The following is a 19,090-nucleotide window of genomic DNA, read 5'->3' as shown; positions in this document are numbered from 1 at the left end:
TTATGGCAAAGCGAGATATAGCAGAAATTATAGAATGGCTAAGTAGAAATGAGCTTAACCGTCTGGAAGTGTATAATGTTGACACTGAAAAGCAAATTGAAAAAGCCCTGGGCTACCAGGACCTGAAAAAGTTTGATACGCCGTTAGGTTATTTTCTTGCCCTGGCAGAAAAAGGCATCAAAACCATTCAGGTACAGCGGAAGATCAAAAACGGCTCCAGCTGGAGAAAAGAAGGCTGCGGGTTGAACTTTGCCATAGACACAAGAAACGTTGCTGCAAGTGGTGGCCAGGCCTCGCCGGCTGCCACGCCGCAACAATTCAACAGCCCTTCACAGGGGCTTAACGGCGCGGCTAATTTTGGTTTAGGCTTACCGGAAATTATGAGCATGCGAAGCCAGGCAGACCGTTTTACGGACGTTAAGGAACTGGCAGAAGAACTGAAGAAAAGAAATGCCGAACTGGAGGCCGATAACAAGCGGCTGGAAAGGGAAAATATGAGGCTGGAAAATGATATAGAAAAGCAGTCCAAACCTTCCGCAGTCGATAAATTATTAGAAGCTTTTGCCGCAAATCCTGAAGCCATAATAGGCGGTATAGCCTCTTTAAAAGCTGGCCAGCAACCGGGATTAAACAGCCCTCAGCCACAAACGCCGCAGTTATCGGACACTAAAAGCCAGGTAGTCGATACCATTTCTAACCCTGGTATTCCTGATGAATGGGTAGCCGCTGCATACTATGTAATTGTTCAACATGCCAGCGGAAACAAGGAATTTCAAAAAGACTACGAAAAATTATTAATCAAATACAATCTCATTCAAAATGCCAGCAACGCTAATAGTAACGGGTAATAGCCCGGAAGAAGAAATCAAGAAAACCAAGGAATTAAGCTTCATTGCCAATAACTGTTCAGCACTTGAAATTGAAAGGCTGGGGAAAATGGCAAGAAGCCAAAAAGCCCGGGAAATGCTCAATAAAAAGTGGGCATTCCTGAAAACCTTCATTTAAACAATGTTTCCCTTATTAACAATAGCAAGCATGGCAGTATCTACAATGTCCTTAGCAAAGGAAAAGAATTTTATTCAGGAAAACTGGAAACCAATTTTAGGAATTGGAGCTACTATAGGCGTAACCTATGTGGTCTGGAATATTTACAAAGATTTTAAAAGCCCTAACGAGGATAAGTCCAATACTAAAGACAATACTCTGGTAGAAGATAAAAAACTTCCTCCTTCCAGTATTTCAGATGCACAGGCATTAAACATAGCGAATCAGTTGCAGGATGCTATGGGTACTATATGGTCAGCAAATGACGAAGAACGTAAAAGGATTAAGAGCTTGTTGTCTGGACTTACCTATAACGATTATATAAAAGTTTCAGATGCATTTGGAAAGCGAGGATATATCACAGCTACTGGTATTTCAAAAGATTCTGACTGGTTTGCACCAAAGAAAAACCTGAACTACTGGTTAAGTAAGGAATTACAACCTGAAGATTTTGCTCAACTGAAAAAGATAATTCCACAGGCATTTTAAATTATGATCACCAGGCAATTCAAAATAGTAGATGAATTCGGAAGTCCGCTGTACAAGGCGCACGCTTCCTTTTCCAATAGCAACGGTGCTGTTGCAAATTCCAGCGGCTATGTAATGTTGAACGGAAATCCTACCGACCAGGTAAGGATCAGTTTTGTTGGGAGAAAACCCAAAGTATTTTCCCTGGAGAGCATTCCTCCAGTGGTAACCTTAGAACTTAATATAGAAGAAATGCCAGAAGTAGTAGTACAATCCAACCCGAAGAAAGAAACGCCGAAATATTTGTGGCCGGCGATAGGTGCCACTGTTGGCCTGCTTATCCTTATGAGTGTAGGTTCAGAACCCAAAAAAGTAACATTGTAATGCTTATATACGAAGAAAATGTACCGGCCAGCTATAGAACTGCCTTTGTCGCAAAAGTGCGGGAAATCAGTACAAGATTAGGAATTAACCCTAACTGGCTTATGGCAATTATCAACTGGGAAAGCGCACGAAGCTTTTCTTCTTCTATCCGGAACCCGTACACCAATGCTACCGGGCTTATCCAGTTTATGCCAGATACGGCGATTGATCTAGGCACTACAATAGACCGTTTAGCCCGTATGACCGCAGTAGAACAATTGGATTGGGTGTACAAATATTACGTGAGGTACCGCTCAAAGCTGAAAAGCTATACGGATCTATACCTGACTACTTTTTATCCTGCCGCTGTTGGCAAAGCTGCCAGTTATGTACTTGGATCTACCGCATACCGTGTAAGAAGAATTGCAGAGCAAAATTCTTCTTTCGACAACAACGGCGATATGAAGATTACCAAAGGCGAAATTGAATCGGACATGCTGGAGAAGATCCCGGCTAACTGGATGGCCGAGTTTAAAAAAAAAGTAGTCTCATAAATTATTTACTGGTGGCCGGGATAGTGGCCGCCGGTTATGCGCTTGTACAGAGTGAAAAGGAAAACGACAATCTAAGAAAAAAGTAAAATGCCAGGATTAATAGTAGATAAAGTAGGTAAGGGAAGTGTAATTAACAACACTGAAATTCAATATGCTGCCCCGGTAACGAATATTGAAGATCTAAATGCACTTCCTGCCGATGCCAAAAAGGATAAGCAACGGCGATTTGTTCGCATTATAAATTCCTACTACTCCTATAATGCCGGAAACAATACCTGGAATATTGTTAATGAAGCCATAGAAAGCTCTAATTCCCCAAAGGTTTACGGCCCCGGAGTTAATGATCTACAGGAATTACAGTCAATCCCCCAAAAGGACCTAAAAGACCAGGAACATAGGTTTGTTACTCTTGAAAACGCTTATTTCTTCTATAATGGAGATTTAAACAAGTGGGAAAAAGTAGAACCGGAAACTGAAATTCCATTTGCTCCAAAAAATAAAGAACTTCCACGAGGTAAGAAGGATCAGCAGTATTTTATTACTGAGCATGGAACCAACAAAGTTATTCCAGATTATCTGCTAAAGCGGGGAATTATAGTTCAAACCCCGCGGGAATTTGATGTTGCGAGTAGTGCTGGGATTAATTTAGAGGAAGTTTATAAAAGGTGGGAGATGTTTTCTCATTACAACAATACCGTGCAGGGTGGTCTTACTGCTATTGGTGAAACCTCTCCGCCTAATTTTCCTGCATTAAACGAATTAGAGCCAAATGCAGAATATCGGCTTACCGCAGAAGAATTTTATAAAAAAACGGCTTGGGGTTATGATGCTATTAACGACAGGATCTTTCTGAAGAAGAACTATCATTGTTATACAGGTTTTATTTCTCCCCGAGAATTTGCTTATTACACATTTGAAGCTACTCTTTCCTCTTCAGATCCTGATGATGATTTTATGACTTTAGTGATAGCTTTCTGGGTAGATCCGAAAACAGGCTATGAACATACTCTTTCAGTGATCAGAAGTATGACAGGAAATTCCGGGCAAGGCAATTCTTCTTATCGACTGGTATATAACTTTTCCCAAACCACTGAAGAAACAATCATTGATGGAACCGCTTTGGCTCCTTATCCTATTGATGGTGTCGGCGGATGGAATACAACGGGACCTTCCAGGTTATCAGTCGTAAGAAATGGTAATACTTTTTATATCAAAACTTCTCAGTTTGGATCTACTAAAATTGATGATGCTACTTTAATGTCACTCAATTTAGAGGATTTTCCTCAACTAGAGGGGTTCACAGTTGCTAGTAAAGTAGGATTTGCTGCCAGGTCTCAAAAAAATGCCTTTTTTTCTAATGTGTATTTCACGGGGTTAACAGATTATATTTTCTGGTCTAAAGGAGATTTTTACGATACTTACGAATGGAACCTGGATTTAGAAGAGTTTATTTTACAAGATCCTCAAACAGTATTTTGTAAGGATTACTTCGGAATGAACCGGTTTGTAAATTCCTATATGTTCAATAAGCAATATTACATCACTGAAAGAGATGAAATTATTTGTTTTAAGGGGGATGAGGGTATATCATGGGATGCAAACAACGCACTTTCAATAGGTTCCGATAATAAGCCTTTTTTGAACCTTGCCGATTTAAATTCTGGTGCCAGTAATGATGTCCCATCTGCCTTGAAATTTAAAGCTTATCAATTAAGAAAAGAAATTACTTCATCGGTCATCACTAAAAGATATATATATGCTGGTATTGGGGAATCATTTGTACGGTGGAGCTACGATGAAAAAGAAGAAATTCTTTTGACGTTAGCAGGAACGACTGAATGGAGATGTGCATTTGAAGGTAGTGATGGAAGTATTTATTTCTCTCCATTAAACAGCACTTCTTCTTCCATAGCTGTTGGGGACCATGCATTGTACAGGTATAAAAATGGCATTGTGGAAAAGGTTCTTCAATTAGCCGATAGAGAATGTATTTGGGGTATAGATGAAGATGGATTAGGAAACATTTTTGCCGGAGTTTATTCCTTAGGCGCACCCAATGCAAAAGTTTATAAAACTTCTGACGGGGATTCTTGGGAAGTGTCATTTAGTGGATTATCGTTCAGGCACATTCACGATGTCCATGTAGACCAAACTACTAATAATGTTTATGTATGTGCTGGTGATGATTATGGAGCTAATTTAAATTATCGCAGTACCGATAATGGAGGAACCTGGGAAGCAATAATAACAGAAAAAGAGATCTCACAATTTACCGCTGTTTTGTCAACTCCTACTTCTAGATTGTTTGGTACAGACCAATCTCCAGTAGGACAAATATATAGAACTACAAATGATCAGGATTTAACTTTAGTTCTCGATACTCACTATCAAAATTGTTTCTTTTTAAGACAGTCTGATCTCACTGGTTATATATACGCAGGATTCAAACTGGATCCTTCAGGAACATCTGAAAACACAAATAATTTTTCTGCGGATATATGGGTTTCAAAAAATGACGGTGTTACTTGGGAACTCTTGTTGAGGGAAGAAAATTTATTAGCGGGAGAAGGTTTTTGGTTTGCTTCGGAATTTCACGAAGGCAATCTCATTATTGGTTTTCAAAAGCATTTCAGTTTCATTAAAGGAATAGCTATTACTGAAGACATTGAATTTTCCTATGGTGCATTTGGAATTGAAGGTACAAAAGTGAAACCTATGTTATTGCAAGCTAAAGAAGAAACAGTTTATCCTAATTTTCCTTCTACAAACTTGATTTTTGCCAATAACGGAGAAGACGGGGAGAATGGAATCATTACCGATTTGATAAATGGTGTTAATCCCATCACTTATCATATAAGAAAGAATTTAATTGGATTAATTGATAATGCGTTTGGTTTTGTTGGAAATTCATACGCAATTTTCCCTAAAACCAGCAATACTTCTTTTACTGACGGCACTACAGATTTACCTTTTGGAATAGCTATGAGAGTGAAGTTTGCTGAAGCTGATGGGGACTGCATGCTAATTTCCAGAATAAAGAGCTTAAGAGAATGGTACATCTATTCCATGCCGGATAAAATAGTTTTTAGGCTTTATTCTCAAAACAATTCATCTGTATTTATATCTAAGGAATACATCTTTGAGAAGAAGGTGGGTGTATGGTACGATTTGTTTTTTACCTATAATGGATCTCATGATTTTAGCGGTTTAAAAATTTACGTCAATGGAGTATCAGTCGGAGAAGGATCTATGACTGGAGCTTACGCAGGAATGAAAGAGTATACTTCAGGAACAACTGGAATAGGTACTTACCCAGGTGTTGGATTATTTTTTAAGGGAGCCCTAGACGGACTGTACATATGGAAAGATTATGAGCCAACATTGGCTGATGTAGAAGCGGCGAAAGGTAATTATTACAGATGATTTGCTGTAACAACCATAAAACAAGTATTAATTAAATCAAAAACCCATCAATCATGTCAACATCAACAAAACCAAAATTTCAGCAACTAATCGAAAAAGAAAGCTGGAAAAGCCAATTGCTTCAGGGGGCAATACTTGCCTTATTTCTTCTTCTTTTATGCTGGTGGGGAGATACCACTTCATTCTTAGCCGTTATGGCCGTGGCCCTTGTTGCTACTTTTAAAGAATATTATATGGAAGATCTTACCGGCGAAATCAATTACAGGAACTTTATGCTGTTTGTGCTGCCGGTGCTGTTAATTCACATCATCCTGCACTGGTAATCTATCTGCAGTAGCGCCATTTTTGGCGTTGCTCGAGTAACGTCAATTATAACGTTGCTGGCCAAGGAACAAATTTTAATCATCAATCATTCACCTGCCTACCGTCAGGCAGGTCAATTATCATCACATCATCATGAAAAAACTTTTCACACTATTATTCGTATTCATTTCCTTTTCTTCTTTTTCCCAGGAAGAAAACCGTTTTGCACAAGCCGCAAAAGAAGCCGCAGAAATTGCAGAGCAGCAACCGGAAGTAATTGCATTTGAAAAAAGGCTTCAGGAAGATCTTGCTGAAATACGGGAAATTTCCGAAGATCCGGAATATATAGAAATCAAAGTTACCGCTTCAGTTCTGGAAATATTTAACGGTTCCGCGCTTGTGGTAAGTTCAGATTATGCCAAGCATTTCAAAGTCAATACAGCGGCCCTTCAAAAAGGTTGGGAATACTTCTTTCGCCTCAGGGTTAATGCTTCAGATAAAAAGCTGAAACACTGTAGCGGCTGCACCGGTATTCTGGATGCCGAAATTATTGGCTATTCCATAAGCCCCGGGCAGGCAAAGAGAAATATCCTTCAAATTTCAGAAGATCAGGGGGAAGGTTATAGCCGCAGCCCTCGATACAATTAGTAGAACACAAAGCCCCCGCCTTATGTTAATTCTCCAAACCCCGCCTATAAGCGAAGCTACGGGAATACTCAGTATCGAAAAAATAACAGTGCTGGGTATTCTTACGGCTATTATTATCTATTTAATCTGGCAAACCTGGCAGCTGAAAAAAGAGCTAAAGGATGAACGCCAAAAAATAGGTCAATTAGTAGATGAACACAAACAGGATCTTAAAGAAGATAAAAAAGATACTGTAGAAATGGTAAACCGGTACCATAGCCTTGTTTTACAATTATCAGCTGTCAATAATGGAAGGCAAAGACAAAAATAGTCATCGGGAATATGTGGAGAAATACCGCAGACAGCGAGAAAAAATAAGGGCATTCTTGGCAATTATTGACCTGCAAAAAAATGCTCTTTTTCCACCTGAAGAAATCACAGAAAAAAGCCTCACCTAATGTTTGTAAGCAAAATCAAAATAGGAATAAAGGACGTAATTATTGTTGTCCTGGCGGTTCTGCTGTTTCTTTCCCGGTGTGGCCGGGAATCGGATGATCCGGAAACTTCTACGGAAACCACTATTACAGAAAAAGTGCTTACTGAAGTCGATAGCTCCAGTGTTCCGGGAATTAAAGACCGGGAACCTGAAGAAGTTTCAGTTTTGGAAACTCCGCAGCATGTGGAAGTGGTACCGGAACCGGAAAAGCTTTCCCCGGAAGAAAAGAAACTGGTTAAACCGGCTTTTCGTTACCGGGACACTACAAGTTTTGGAAATGCGACCGTGTATAGCGATATTTTATCGGAAGGCCGAATTCTGAAGCTGGATCTTAAAACTTCCATTGATCACCTGGAAAGGACAATTGAAACCACAAAAAAGACCACCAGCAATGCAGGCGGTCTTTTTCTTTCTCCATCAGTTAGCTATGCTCCCGTAATAGGTTTAGAAGCGCTGGAGGTGAATTTGAATTTCATCAAAGGCAATATCGGTTTTGGTTTTGGCGGGTTCTATAATATTAGGTCAAATACTCCTGGCATCAAAATAATATTTCACAAAAAACTATTCTAATGAACATTAAAACAATCCTTAGCCTCGGGGCCTTAGCAGCTACCGGGGCAATATATTTCGGAAAAGGAAAATATGACGAATACAGTGCAGTTGCAAAGCAAATGCAATTCAACCTTAAAAACGTTAAAATTCATAATCCCCTCCAGGGTACGCTTAGGGTAGATGTAGAAATTGTGAATCCTACGCCTACCGCGGTTAATGTTCCGGGAAAATTAATTACCATTAGGAACATTCATTTTTACACTCTTTCCGGACAACTGCTTGGAACGGCCAATGCCAATATTAACGATATATCATTGCCGGCAAATGCTTCCAGGTTAATTCAGAATATTCCCGTACAGCTTAGTATGAAAAATATAGGGAACAGCTTTTCAGAAGTGCTGGATATAGCCCAGGATAAAAACAAGCTACAGATAGCCGCAGATATTGAAGCCTTTGGAAAATCATTCACCGTTAACGCCTAAGCTATGGAAAACGCAGTACAAGAATTCAACGGCCTTAACGGTACCGTTGCAGACCGGACAAAACTTAAGAGAATAGCCGTTGCAGCCGAATTGCAGGGCCAAACGATGATTGCAGCCAAAATTGAAAAGCTGCTTCGCGAAAATCCCGAAGATAGCGAGTTTGATATTACCCTTTCCCAAAAGGAAATCGAGCGGCTTCCGGAAGAATGTTTGGGCGGTTTAGAATGTCTTCTTCCGGACGAAGATTTTGAAGGCCTGGAAAAAGCGGTTTCTCCTGATGAGATCTACCAGTATATCACAGATTTGATCATTAACACCATCAAGAAAGTAGGGGATCTACCCTGGCAGCGCGAATGGAAAAAAACTTCGCTTTTTAACGGCTACCAGGCACTTAATTTTGACAGCAAAAAAGGCTACCGCGGCATCAATTTTTTTCTTCTGAATTTTGAAGTTAAGGAGATTGACGGTGAAGATACTTTAGTTCCCATCCAATTTACCAATCCTTTCTTTCTGACCTTTAAGCAAATTGAAAAGCACGGCGGGAAACTTAAAAAAGGTTCCACAGGTAAGAGAGTAATTTATTTTACCCAACTCTACCATTATGAAGAAAAGCAGCCTGATGGGCAAATTCTGAGCTTTGGATCTTATAACCAAAAGAAGTTCTTAGCCTGGATAAAGAAAAACCAGCACAAACTTCAGATCCTGAAACGCCAGGGATGGACCATTGAACGGCTTGCACAAGCTTATATTCCTATCCTGAAATATTATAATGTTTTTCATGCTGAAGATGTAACCGGGATAGACTGGGGCCTTATTCCGAAAAATGAAAATGCCGAAAAACCGGAAAAGGAAAGAATTACAATTGCAGAAAAAGTAATTGAAAAATTCCCGAACCCGCCAAAGATCATGTACAAGGGAGATCAGCCGGCTTATTATCCTAAGCTCGACCAAATCCTAATGACACCCATTGAAGCCTTTAAAGATGAACAAAGCTATTATTGTACATTTTTTCACGAATGTGTTCATTCTACCGGGCATAAAAGCAGGCTTGGAAGGAGCGCCATTACATTAGGAAACTTAGCAACCAAACGAGATAATGCTTTTGAAGAATTAATTGCCGAAATGGGAGCTGTTTTTCTTAGTGCTGAAACCGGGATCTTATTCAGCACCTTGGATAATTCCGCTAAATATTTAAAAGGCTGGAATAAGCGACTTGTGGCACAGATGGAAGAAGATAACCGTTTCTTTTTCCGTGCTGCCAGTGCAGCGCAGGCCGCTTCAGATTTTATTCTGGATCGCGACAAAGAAGGCGTACCGGCTTATCAAAATTCACTTATAAGTGAATCGAAGCCTGAGAAAGGGCCAAAAGAAGGATCTAAAAAAGGGCCAGAAGATAATAATTACCCGTTCAGCCCTTCAGATATTCCTTATGATACCGCTTACAATGCTCACCGCGGCACTTCTTTTTCTCCGGAAAAAAGAGCCAAATCTGAGCAGAACAGTTATTTCCAGTTTCTTAAAGACACCTATGATCAGCTGAAAGCTAAGGCTGAAAAAACCGGAAGACTGGAGGAATTTGAAAATAATTTTCCAAGGTTCCAGGATGGCTATAAAAAGCGATTCCTAAAGCATTTGGAAAGTAAAAATGGTTTGATGTCTACAATGATTACCGGTCCCGCAAATTTCCCGGTGAGGCGAATGGAAAAGAAAAACCAGACCATTTATAAACGACTTACGGAATTAGTGGAGTATGGAGATAAAGCCGAAAAATATATCCTGCCGTTCAAAAGTACGGCTATTAAGAGCGGGAAAGAAGATACTGTTACCAGGCTAAAAGCCAAGCTGGAGAAATTAGAGGCCGAACATCAAAAAATGAAGGATATTAATAAGATCCTTCGCAAATACCAGGCAAAGAAGTACAGCCAGGAAAAACGCGACAAAGGAGTAATTGAAGAACTACAGAAGTTCGGTTATTCTGAAGCAACGATTAAAAAAACCTTCCTGGGAGAAAAGAAGCTTCCCGGCTTTATGCTATCCAACAGCAATGCAAATATCAAAAGGATAAAAGAGCGCATTGCCCAGGAAGAAAGGCTAAAGAGCCAGGAGAGTAAAACAGTAAAATTTCCGGGCGGTAAAATTGAATTTAATCCTGGAATTAATAAAATTCAGATCCATTTTGATGATAAACCTGAAAAGGAAGTCAGAAGCTTTCTAAAAAAAGCCGGACAGGCCTATAAATGGTCACCAAAAAACAAAGTTTGGCAACGCCAGCTAAGCACTTATTATCGATATAACCGGCAGGATCTATTTGATTTTTTGGGAGTGAAGAAGGAAACTGAGAAAGCTCCGGAAAAAGAAAAGGTTTCCCCTGGCAAATCCCGCTTAAATGAGCATCAAAAAAAAGATGATGCTATAAGTAACAAACTGACAGCAAGTCAAAGGAGTAAAGCCCGCGAAGAATGGAATAAACTTGAAAAGCCGGTAGAGTGGGAAGCTTTTTTAGAAGGTTATGCTGCTAAAAATTCACAATTGGAAAAAAATCCCAAGCCTAAAGCTGGAGATCAATTAGGCTTATTTGGTGCAAAGAAAAAAAAAGGCCTAAACGCCCCGGCAGAACCTGAAGCTGTTCCTTCTACCCCTCAAATAATGACTAAATCTGAATTTCTTGAGGAAGTAGAAAAAATGAAGGAGAATAAACCAGTAATCCAGGAGCCAAAACCTTTACCGGCACAACCAAAACCGGTAAAGAATTCCAAAATTAAAAACATGGCCGCCGCGCCAGACGATAAGCCTGCTGAATTTTATAACGTTCCCGGCGAGTTTGGAAAGTTTCTCCAGGCAGTAGAAAAAAAGCCAAAGGAAAGTGTAGTTATTACCTTAGACGGAATGCAGGGAGCCGGTAAAACTACCACGCTGTACAAAGCAATGAATGATTTTGCCTCCGGGCGGTTAAGATCCCTTTTCGCCAGTTTGGAAGAACACCCGGAAAGTTCCCTGGCTTCAGATAAGCGCGACAAATATATTTCTCCGGAAAATCAGCCTTACATCGATATGATAGGGGATTTAGATTCGCAACAGGAATTCTATTCCTTAATCAAGGACTATGATATAATTTTCATCGACAGCTGGCAAAAGCTTCTCCGCATGATCGGGAACATTCGTCTGGATGAAGATCTACGGAAAAAGTTTGACGGGAAAGTATTTGTGATCATTTTCCAGCAAACCACGGACGGAAGAACCAAAGGCGGTGCTGAAGTAGTATTTGACGGTGATATTATCATTAAGATGGTGAAGGAGGCAAAGTTTGCAGACAATTACGCCTACTTTGATAAGAACCGGTACACCAAAGTGCCTATAGAGCAGATCCGCTATAACATAGCCTCCGGGACCGTTTACAATCCTGAAGCCACTACAGATGTTTCAGATGTGGAATTTGAAGAAGTAGAAGAGCCATCAACAAATAGTAGAACGCCGGAATTTGATCCCGGCGGGTTGATAATTACCCCGATTGATTAAAAAGAAAAGCCCTGGTATTCCGGGGCTTTTTTGTTGTAGATCCTGTAACGCCAAAACCGGCGTTGCTGCCTGGTACCGCATTGTCAAAAATGGCGTTAGGATATTGTGAGGTGGCCAGGAGCGTCAAAACCGGCGTTGCGATATCAGCTTTATCCGGACACAACGCCAAATTTGGCGTTACCTTCCGGTAAAATAACGCCAGAAATGACGTTACTGGAGTAGCGTTGGAAATGGCGCTGGATGATCAGATTTCCAAAGTTGTAAGTTCGCTGTGATCCTGTGGAGTGTATTTTTTCAGGTTCCGTAGATAAGTACGGACTGCTTTTTCTGTTTTATGCCGGGTGATGGGCATAATTTTATGAACGATTTCGGTTTCAGAATAGCCCATCTTTTGAAGGTTCTCCTGGATATTCCCAATACTGGAATGCCTGAAGCTGTAGAGGCCGTATTCTTCACCAAAGCCCAAAGCTTCTTTTACCTTGGCAAAGCGTTTTCCCATATAACCTACTTTGCTGTTTAATTTGCTGTTCCATTCCCCCGGCCGGCCTTCAGGAGTGAAAACATAATAATCCAGGGGGAATTTCTCCAGTTGCATACTTTCAATTACCGGCTTAATTTTTTCCGTAATTTTTACCGTTGCCAGGATCTCTGTTTTTGTTTCTACTTTCAGCACAAAATCAATTACATTAAGATCCTTTATTTGTAGTCGCAATATTTCCCGCGGCCTCAAAAGGCATGATGTTATAAATGGAATGAATTTCAGCAGGTAAGGATCATTCTCCTGTAAATATTCTCTAATACGTTTAATTTCCTTATTGGTGAAAGGAGTGTTTTGCTGCGGATCTATTTCCAGTTTGGGAATATCCTTCACAAAATTGTGTTCAATAATCCGCTTATTTTTCAGCTGGGTAAATAAAGAAGAAAGTAACCGCTTATGATTTTCTATGGAAGCATTGCTAAGAGGCTTATTTTTGTCGGTTTTATATTCCAGGAGCAAATAATCATAATATTCATAGAATTTTTCCAGGTCGAATTTTGGTACCGGCAAACCCAAATATCCTTTTTTCTTTGCCCAGGATTTAAAAAATTCCAAGCGTACGGTATAATCGGCAACCGTACTTTCTTTTTTATTGACAGATCGCAGCTGGAGGGCGTAGTCCATAGCTTTCTCCAAAGTCATAACTTTAGATTTCGCCTTTTTCTCTACTTTTTTGTTGAGAGGGTTCCAGCCTCTTTCCAGCATTATTTCGGTAGCTCTTATAAGTGCTGCACCTATAGCCTTCCTTTCCTTTACGGTTTTTGCCCGGTTAATTTCCTTATACCGTTTAATTTTTATGTCCAGGTTGTCCGTTTCCGGGTTTCTCCACAAAAACCATACATACCACCTATTACCCGGCTTTACAGTCGGGACCTTTTTCCCGTTTTTTTCTTCCGTGGGAATGTAAAGTTTAGGCTGTGAATACTGAGGTTTGTCCAAAGTTATCTTAATGTAAGTTGGCTCGCTTGTTGGCTCGATTTTGAAATACCGTTCTTTTTTCATCGCAAAACAGTATTAGCCAAAAACAAAGAAACCCCTTTGTTTAAAGGGGTTTCAAGCTTTCTTTTTATGGTGGTGCCTCCAGGAATCGAACCAGGGACACAAGGATTTTCAGTCCTTTGCTCTACCAACTGAGCTAAGGCACCAGTTGCTTTTGTAAGCGGTGGCAAATATAATTTCATTTTTAGTAACTGGCAAAATAAATTTTAAAAAAATGCTTTTGTATTTTAGCGGCTTCAGTTTCTAAAGCATGAATTTAGTAGTAGATATTGGGAATACTTCAGTGAAAGTAGCTGTTTTCCAGGATGCTGAACTCCTGGAGAAAACTTCTTTTTCGCTGAAGGATTTTTCAGAAAAAATTTCAGAAATAAAGAAAAAATATCCTCAAACAGGGGCTGCCATACTTTCCAGTGTGGTTAAAGATGTGAAAAATGAAGTAAATCTGCTTCAGAAGGGCCTTTATTTTCTTCAGCTTTCGCCAGATCTTGCCCTTCCTTTTAGAAATTGTTATGCCACGCCGCTCACCCTGGGAAAGGATAGGATTGCTTTAGCGGCAGCTGCTGTTGCCGCTTTTCCGCAGAAAAACGTCCTGGTGATCGATGCCGGAACATGCATTACCTATGATTTTAAAAATGCAAAGGAAGAATATCTTGGCGGCTCCATTTCACCCGGTTTGGAAATGAGATTTAAGGCACTGCACAAGTTTACCGCCAATTTGCCGTTATTAACTACAGAGGAAGATGTAAAATTGATTGGAGATTCTACAAAAAGCAGCATTCTCTCCGGCGTGGTGAACGGAATGCTTGATGAGATTGACGGCACCATAAATGCCTACAGATCAAAATATGAAGATTTAACAGTTATTTTTACGGGTGGGGATGAGCAATTTTTGTCTATGCGGTTAAAAAATGGCATATTTGCGAACTCAAATTTTCTCTTGGAAGGACTAAACTACATTTTAGAATTTAATAGAACTCAATGATCAAACGATTTATAGTAATCGTCGCTATTCTTTCTTCCGCCTTGGCGGCTGCACAGGAAAACATCTCTTCTCCATATTCATACTACGGCATAGGACTTACCAATTTTAAGGGGACTGTGGAAAACAGGTCTATGGGGGGATTGAGTATTTTTTCAGACAGTATCCATTTGAACCTTCGAAATCCGGCTTCTTACGGCAGGTTGCGGCTTACTACATATTCCCTTGGAGCGAGCCATCAGCGAACAAAACTACAGACAGATGATGAGCAGGATAACGCCAAAATATCCTCCCTGGATTATTTAGGTTTGGGTATTCCAGTGAGTAACAAGCTCGGTTTTGGGCTTGGGCTGGTGCCTTACACCGCGGTGGGTTATCGCATTCTTGATATTAATGAAGATGTTGCCAGCAGGCTAAATGGGCGTGGCGGGATGAATAAGGTTTTTCTTTCCGCAGGTTACGAAATTAATAAGAACTTCAGCATTGGGGTGGATGCCAATTATAACTTCGGAAATTTCCAGAACCGAAGAACGGTAAGTCGTGAAGGAATTCAATTTGGAACTAGGGACATAAGCCGTTCGGATATTCTGGGATTTAGCTTTAACTTTGGTCTGGATTACCAGGCGATGCTATCTGATGATTTACAGCTTCATGTAGCGGGAACTTATGCTCCTGAAGTGGAGCTGACCTCTGAGAATTTCAGGGAGCTTTCCTCTGTTGCTTTTATTTCCAGTGGGGAGGCAATTGTGGAGTCCCGGGAACTTGATGTTGAAGATACCAACTTTTCTCTTCCTGAACAATATACTATTGGAGCGGGAATAGGAAAGCCAAGAAAGTGGTTTGTTGGTGCAGAATATAATGGGATTGGCAGAAGTTCTTTCCTGTTCAATTCGGTTACAGACGATGCAGTATATACCGATGCGGCTCAATATAGGTTAGGAGGTTATTTTATTCCGCGGTATAATTCTTTTACGAGTTATTTTAGCAGGATAGTTTACCGTGGCGGTTTAAGATATGAGGAAACAGGCTTAAACCTCAACGGGGAAGGCATAGATGAGTTTGGCATATCTTTTGGAGTGGGCATACCTGTAGGAGCACAATTCTCCAATTTAAACCTAGGAGTTGAGTATGGACAGCGCGGTACAACATCTTCGGGATTAATACAGGAGGATTATTTTAAGATTTCGATAGGGTTGTCTTTAAATGATAAGTGGTTCGAAAGAAGAAGATTTAATTAACCAATATAAACAAGTAAAAATGAAAGCGAGATTTATAGCATTAATAACCGGTGCATTATTGGGGTCGGGTGCTTTAAGTGCACAATCTAACGATTGTCCTACTATGGCAGCTTTGGCTTATGACGATGCAAAAGCAAAGAATTACGATGCGGCATATGAGCCTCTTAAAAATGTTATGGAGCAATGCCCGGAGTATAGCCTTGCAACATACCAGTACCTGGAGAGAGTGCTTGAAGATAAAATCAAAAAAGCGTCTGCAGACGCGCAAAAGAATCAATATATAAATGAACTGGTTTCTGTTTGGGAAAAGCGCCTGGAACTTTACCCTGAAAAGACCAGTAAAGGTAAAGTCTATGGTGATATAGCCCAGCTTAAATACGATAATAAACTGGGTTCAAAAGAAGAACTTTATAATGCTTTTGACAAAGCTTTTACTGAAGATCGCGAAAACTTTACCAGTGCAAAAGGCCTTTATGCTTATTTTGACCTGATGGTGGAAATGCAGGACGCCGGGGAGAGAGAACTTCAGGATGTGTTTGACATTTACGACAGGGTAATGGCTAAAATTGAAGAGGAAGAAAATGACGCGGCAGAAGAGCTTGCTCCTCTTTTAGAGAAGCAGGAAGCAGGGGAGGACCTTACTTCAAAAGAAGAAACAAAAATCAAGTATGCCGAGATTAACCTTGGGAACTATAATGCCGTGAAAAATGCATTGAACGCCAAATTAGGTGCAAGGGCAGATTGTGATAATTTGATTCCTCTTTACAAGAAAGATTTTGAAGAGAAGAAAACCGATGTAGACTGGTTACAGAACGCGAACGCAAGGCTTTCAGCTAAAGATTGTACTGAAGACCCGTTGTTCTTCCAGGTTTCTGAAGCATTGCACCAGTTGCAGCCTTCTGCAAGTTCTGCTTACTCTTTGGGTCAGTTAGCTGAAGCTGATGGTGACAGGGCAAAAGCTTTGGATTACTACAATGAAGCTGCTGAGCTTGAAGAAAACCCAAGTGATAAAGCTAAGATCTACTATAGAATAGCAAGTAACTATAAAGAAAGAGGCAGCTTTGGCCAGGCAAGAAATTTCTACAGAAAAGCTTTAGATGCCAAGCCTTCTATGGGTACAGCTTACCTTCAGATAGCTAATATGATCGCTCAGAGCGCGAACAACTGTGGGGACGATGCGTTTACTAAGAGAGCTGTTTACTGGCTGGCTGCAGACTATGCATCCAGGGCAGCACGGGTAGATCCTTCTATCGCCAGCAATGCTAACCAGGCTGCTGCAAGTTACCGTGGCAGGGCTCCACAAAAATCTGATGTATTCCAATCAGGTAGAAGTGCAGGGGAAGCCATCTCTATAGGATGTTGGATTGGTGAGACTGTTCGTATCCCTCAAATGTAATATGAGATTAAAATATAACCACATAATTTCTGGCATTGTCACGCTTATAGGCGTGACAATGCTTTTTTCATGCCAGGGTAATTTAAACGAGGTAAGGGAAATGGACCTGCAGGGAGATTCTCCCCAGGCTGTTGCCGAAGGGCTAAACCTTAAATTCACCGATTCCGGCAGGCTGGTGGCAATCCTGCGTAGTCCCCAAATGTATGACTATACCAATAAGAATTTTCCGTTCAGGGAATTTCCTGATGGTTTGGAGGTGGAGTTCTTTGATGAGAATAATGAAAAAAACACCATCACTTCAGATTACGGGATTATCTACGACGAAACAGGCTTGATAGATTTAAGGGGAAATGTGGTAATTGTAACCAGTGACAGCACCCAGCTGGAAGCCAGTCAGCTTTACTGGGACCAGAATAAAAGCTGGGTTTTTACCGACAGGCCCAATACAATAAAATTTCCTGACGGCGGGGTGAACCAGGGACAGGGTTTTGATTCTAACCAGAATTTCGGTAATTTCCGGTCAAGGACAAATATTGGGGTGCAAATTTTAGATGAAACAGAAGAAGAGGATGAGTAAATATTTCAAGTTTTTTGAATATGCCTATCTGGTATTCGCGGCTTTCTTTATTTTTGAAGCTATAAGAATCTGGAATACCGAGCGCAGCCGCGCCTATGTATTTCTCTTTTTTGTAGGTATCTCAATTTTCATGTTCTTTTTTAAAAGACGTTTCCGGCAGAAGTATAAGGACCGCAACGAAGAATAATTCCTATGGATGTAGAAATCTTGATTATTGTTCTTTCTCTGTTGCTTTCTGCTTTTTTCTCGGGAATGGAAATCGCCTATGTTTCTTCCAACAAGATTTTTATTGAAATTGAGAAGCGGCAGAATGATTTTTTGGCAAAAGTCTTAAAGCGCCTTACAAAAAAACCGTCCAAGTTTATCGCCACCATGCTGGTGGGCAATAACATTGCGCTGGTGATTTACAGTTTTTTTATGGGGGATTTGCTCATGGAATGGCTAAGCGGGATACAAACGGCAGACGACAGTTTCCTTAATTATCTTATCGTAGATCTAAGCCTTCTCACCCAAACCATAATTTCTACCTTAATAATTTTGGTTACGGCAGAATTTCTTCCCAAAGTATTTTTTCAGATTTACGCCAATAATATGCTGAAGTTTTTTGCAGTGCCGGCTTATTTCTTCTATGTGTTGTTCAGCTTTATTTCTTCATTTGTGATCTGGGTTTCGGATCTTGTGCTGAAAAGGTTTTTTAAGACTGAAGGGGATGAGGTGCAGCTTGCTTTCAGTAAAGTGGAACTGGGAAATTTTATAAGTGAACAGATGGAAACCGTGGAGGAAGATGAAGAAGTAGATTCCGAAATTCAGATTTTTCAGAATGCGCTCGAATTTTCAGATATAAAAGCCCGGGAAGTCATGATTCCGCGTACAGAAATCATTGGTGTGGACCAGAAAGAAGATCCGCGGGATTTAATTAACAAATTTACCGAAACGGGACTTTCCAAAATTCTGGTTTATAACGAGACCATAGACGATATTATTGGTTATGTACACTCTTTTGAACTTTTTAAAAAGCCATCCTCTATAAAATCAATTTTATTGCCGGTAATATTCGTGCCCGAAACCATGTGGGTTAAAGATGTGCTGAATATCCTTATTAAAAAGCGGAAAAGTATCGCTGTGGTTATAGATGAATATGGGGGCACCAGCGGTATGATGACGGTGGAGGATATTGTGGAAGAGCTATTTGGCGAAATTGAAGATGAACACGATTCTGCCATTCTTATTGAAGAAAAACTTGGGGAGAATCATTATAAATTTTCAGCTCGCACTGAAGTAGACTATGTAAATGAAACCTATAAACTCGAAATTCCAGAAGGGGAAAACTACGAAACCCTGGGAGGTTTTATTGTGCATCATACCGAAGAAATTCCGCAGCAGGGCGAGGTCCTGCAAATAGAGAATTTTGAATTCCGCATCCTGGAAGTTTCCAATACGAAAATTGAACTGGTGGAGGTGAAAATTAAACCGGCCGACTAGGAATATTGAGTTAATATTTTGCTAATTATTAGTTTTATTATTAGGCTAAAAAC

At 40.3% G+C, this 19,090-nt stretch carries 20 protein-coding genes and 1 tRNA gene; 18 read left to right on the top strand and 3 right to left on the bottom strand.

Translation table 11 applies throughout. The features are described 5' to 3' along the window. Positions 1-2 precede the first annotated feature (2 nt). The 12 genes from RM553_RS12695 to RM553_RS12640 all read left to right on the top strand — a co-directional run bounded on the left by RM553_RS12695 (position 3) and on the right by RM553_RS12640 (position 11,828). Complete coding sequence (locus tag RM553_RS12695) at positions 3-848, top strand: hypothetical protein (RefSeq protein WP_311535311.1); 846 nt, start codon at positions 3-5, stop codon at positions 846-848. Further along, complete coding sequence (locus tag RM553_RS12690) at positions 820-1,005, top strand: hypothetical protein (protein ID WP_311535310.1); 186 nt, start codon at positions 820-822, stop codon at positions 1,003-1,005. Before RM553_RS12695 ends, RM553_RS12690 begins: the two co-directional genes overlap by 29 nt. A gap of 30 nt (positions 1,006-1,035) precedes the next feature. After that, positions 1,036-1,533, top strand: a complete 498-nt coding sequence (locus RM553_RS12685; protein WP_311535309.1) for a hypothetical protein — start codon at positions 1,036-1,038, stop codon at positions 1,531-1,533. Positions 1,534-1,536: 3 nt separating this feature from the next. Continuing rightward, positions 1,537-1,896 (top strand): hypothetical protein, encoded by a 360-nt coding sequence (locus RM553_RS12680; RefSeq protein ID WP_311535308.1) that lies wholly within the window; start codon positions 1,537-1,539, stop codon positions 1,894-1,896. Next, on the top strand, positions 1,896-2,429 hold the full coding sequence (locus RM553_RS12675; RefSeq protein ID WP_311535307.1) for a transglycosylase SLT domain-containing protein: 534 nt from the start codon (positions 1,896-1,898) through the stop codon (positions 2,427-2,429). Before RM553_RS12680 ends, RM553_RS12675 begins: the two co-directional genes overlap by 1 nt. Positions 2,430-2,516: 87 nt before the next feature. Beyond that, on the top strand, positions 2,517-5,852 hold the full coding sequence (locus tag RM553_RS12670) for a LamG-like jellyroll fold domain-containing protein (RefSeq protein ID WP_311535306.1): 3,336 nt from the start codon (positions 2,517-2,519) through the stop codon (positions 5,850-5,852). Positions 5,853-5,905: 53 nt separating this feature from the next. Further along, a complete protein-coding gene (locus RM553_RS12665) occupies positions 5,906-6,175 on the top strand; it encodes a hypothetical protein (RefSeq protein WP_311535305.1) in 270 nt (89 codons plus the stop codon). A gap of 133 nt (positions 6,176-6,308) precedes the next feature. Beyond that, complete coding sequence (locus tag RM553_RS12660; protein ID WP_311535304.1) at positions 6,309-6,803, top strand: hypothetical protein; 495 nt, start codon at positions 6,309-6,311, stop codon at positions 6,801-6,803. 22 nt (positions 6,804-6,825) lie between these two features. Next, on the top strand, positions 6,826-7,113 hold the full coding sequence (locus RM553_RS12655) for a hypothetical protein (RefSeq protein WP_311535303.1): 288 nt from the start codon (positions 6,826-6,828) through the stop codon (positions 7,111-7,113). A gap of 126 nt (positions 7,114-7,239) precedes the next feature. Next, a complete protein-coding gene (locus tag RM553_RS12650; protein WP_311535302.1) occupies positions 7,240-7,848 on the top strand; it encodes a hypothetical protein in 609 nt (202 codons plus the stop codon). Further along, a complete protein-coding gene (locus RM553_RS12645; RefSeq protein WP_311535301.1) occupies positions 7,848-8,312 on the top strand; it encodes a hypothetical protein in 465 nt (154 codons plus the stop codon). The genes RM553_RS12650 and RM553_RS12645 overlap by 1 nt, the downstream gene beginning before the upstream one ends. Positions 8,313-8,315: 3 nt before the next feature. Continuing rightward, positions 8,316-11,828 (top strand): zincin-like metallopeptidase domain-containing protein, encoded by a 3,513-nt coding sequence (locus tag RM553_RS12640; RefSeq protein WP_311535300.1) that lies wholly within the window; start codon positions 8,316-8,318, stop codon positions 11,826-11,828. Here RM553_RS12640 and RM553_RS12635 read toward each other — a convergent pair. From RM553_RS12635 to RM553_RS12625, 3 genes are all read right to left on the bottom strand, one after another. Continuing rightward, positions 11,812-11,997, bottom strand: coding sequence for a hypothetical protein (locus RM553_RS12635; protein WP_311535299.1), 186 nt, complete (start codon positions 11,995-11,997; stop codon positions 11,812-11,814). The genes RM553_RS12640 and RM553_RS12635 overlap by 17 nt on opposite strands. 75 nt (positions 11,998-12,072) lie before the next feature. Beyond that, positions 12,073-13,368, bottom strand: a complete 1,296-nt coding sequence (locus tag RM553_RS12630) for a tyrosine-type recombinase/integrase (RefSeq protein ID WP_311535298.1) — start codon at positions 13,366-13,368, stop codon at positions 12,073-12,075. Positions 13,369-13,435: 67 nt separating this feature from the next. After that, positions 13,436-13,511: transfer RNA gene (locus RM553_RS12625), tRNA-Phe, on the bottom strand. Positions 13,512-13,615: 104 nt separating this feature from the next. Between RM553_RS12625 and RM553_RS12620 the strand changes: the two genes are divergently transcribed. The 6 genes from RM553_RS12620 to RM553_RS12595 are packed head-to-tail and all read left to right on the top strand — an operon-like array spanning position 13,616 to position 19,037. Further along, positions 13,616-14,347, top strand: a complete 732-nt coding sequence (locus RM553_RS12620; protein ID WP_311535297.1) for a type III pantothenate kinase — start codon at positions 13,616-13,618, stop codon at positions 14,345-14,347. Continuing rightward, positions 14,344-15,582, top strand: coding sequence for a BamG family beta-barrel-assembly machinery protein (bamG, locus tag RM553_RS12615; RefSeq protein ID WP_311535296.1), 1,239 nt, complete (start codon positions 14,344-14,346; stop codon positions 15,580-15,582). The genes RM553_RS12620 and bamG overlap by 4 nt, the downstream gene beginning before the upstream one ends. Positions 15,583-15,601: 19 nt before the next feature. Beyond that, a complete protein-coding gene (locus RM553_RS12610) occupies positions 15,602-16,978 on the top strand; it encodes a tetratricopeptide repeat protein (protein WP_311535295.1) in 1,377 nt (458 codons plus the stop codon). A 1-nt stretch (position 16,979) separates the two neighbouring features. Continuing rightward, positions 16,980-17,555 (top strand): LPS export ABC transporter periplasmic protein LptC, encoded by a 576-nt coding sequence (gene lptC, locus RM553_RS12605; protein WP_311535294.1) that lies wholly within the window; start codon positions 16,980-16,982, stop codon positions 17,553-17,555. Then, positions 17,548-17,742, top strand: a complete 195-nt coding sequence (locus RM553_RS12600) for a hypothetical protein (RefSeq protein ID WP_311535293.1) — start codon at positions 17,548-17,550, stop codon at positions 17,740-17,742. Before lptC ends, RM553_RS12600 begins: the two co-directional genes overlap by 8 nt. Before the next feature lie 5 nt (positions 17,743-17,747). Then, a complete protein-coding gene (locus RM553_RS12595) occupies positions 17,748-19,037 on the top strand; it encodes a hemolysin family protein (RefSeq protein ID WP_311535292.1) in 1,290 nt (429 codons plus the stop codon). Positions 19,038-19,090 lie beyond the last annotated feature (53 nt).

Origin of the sequence: Autumnicola tepida, from assembly GCF_031846485.1 — a bacterium.
Classification (GTDB): Bacteria; Bacteroidota; Bacteroidia; order Flavobacteriales; family Flavobacteriaceae; genus Autumnicola; species Autumnicola tepida.
This window is presented reverse-complemented; position numbering and strand designations above follow the sequence as displayed.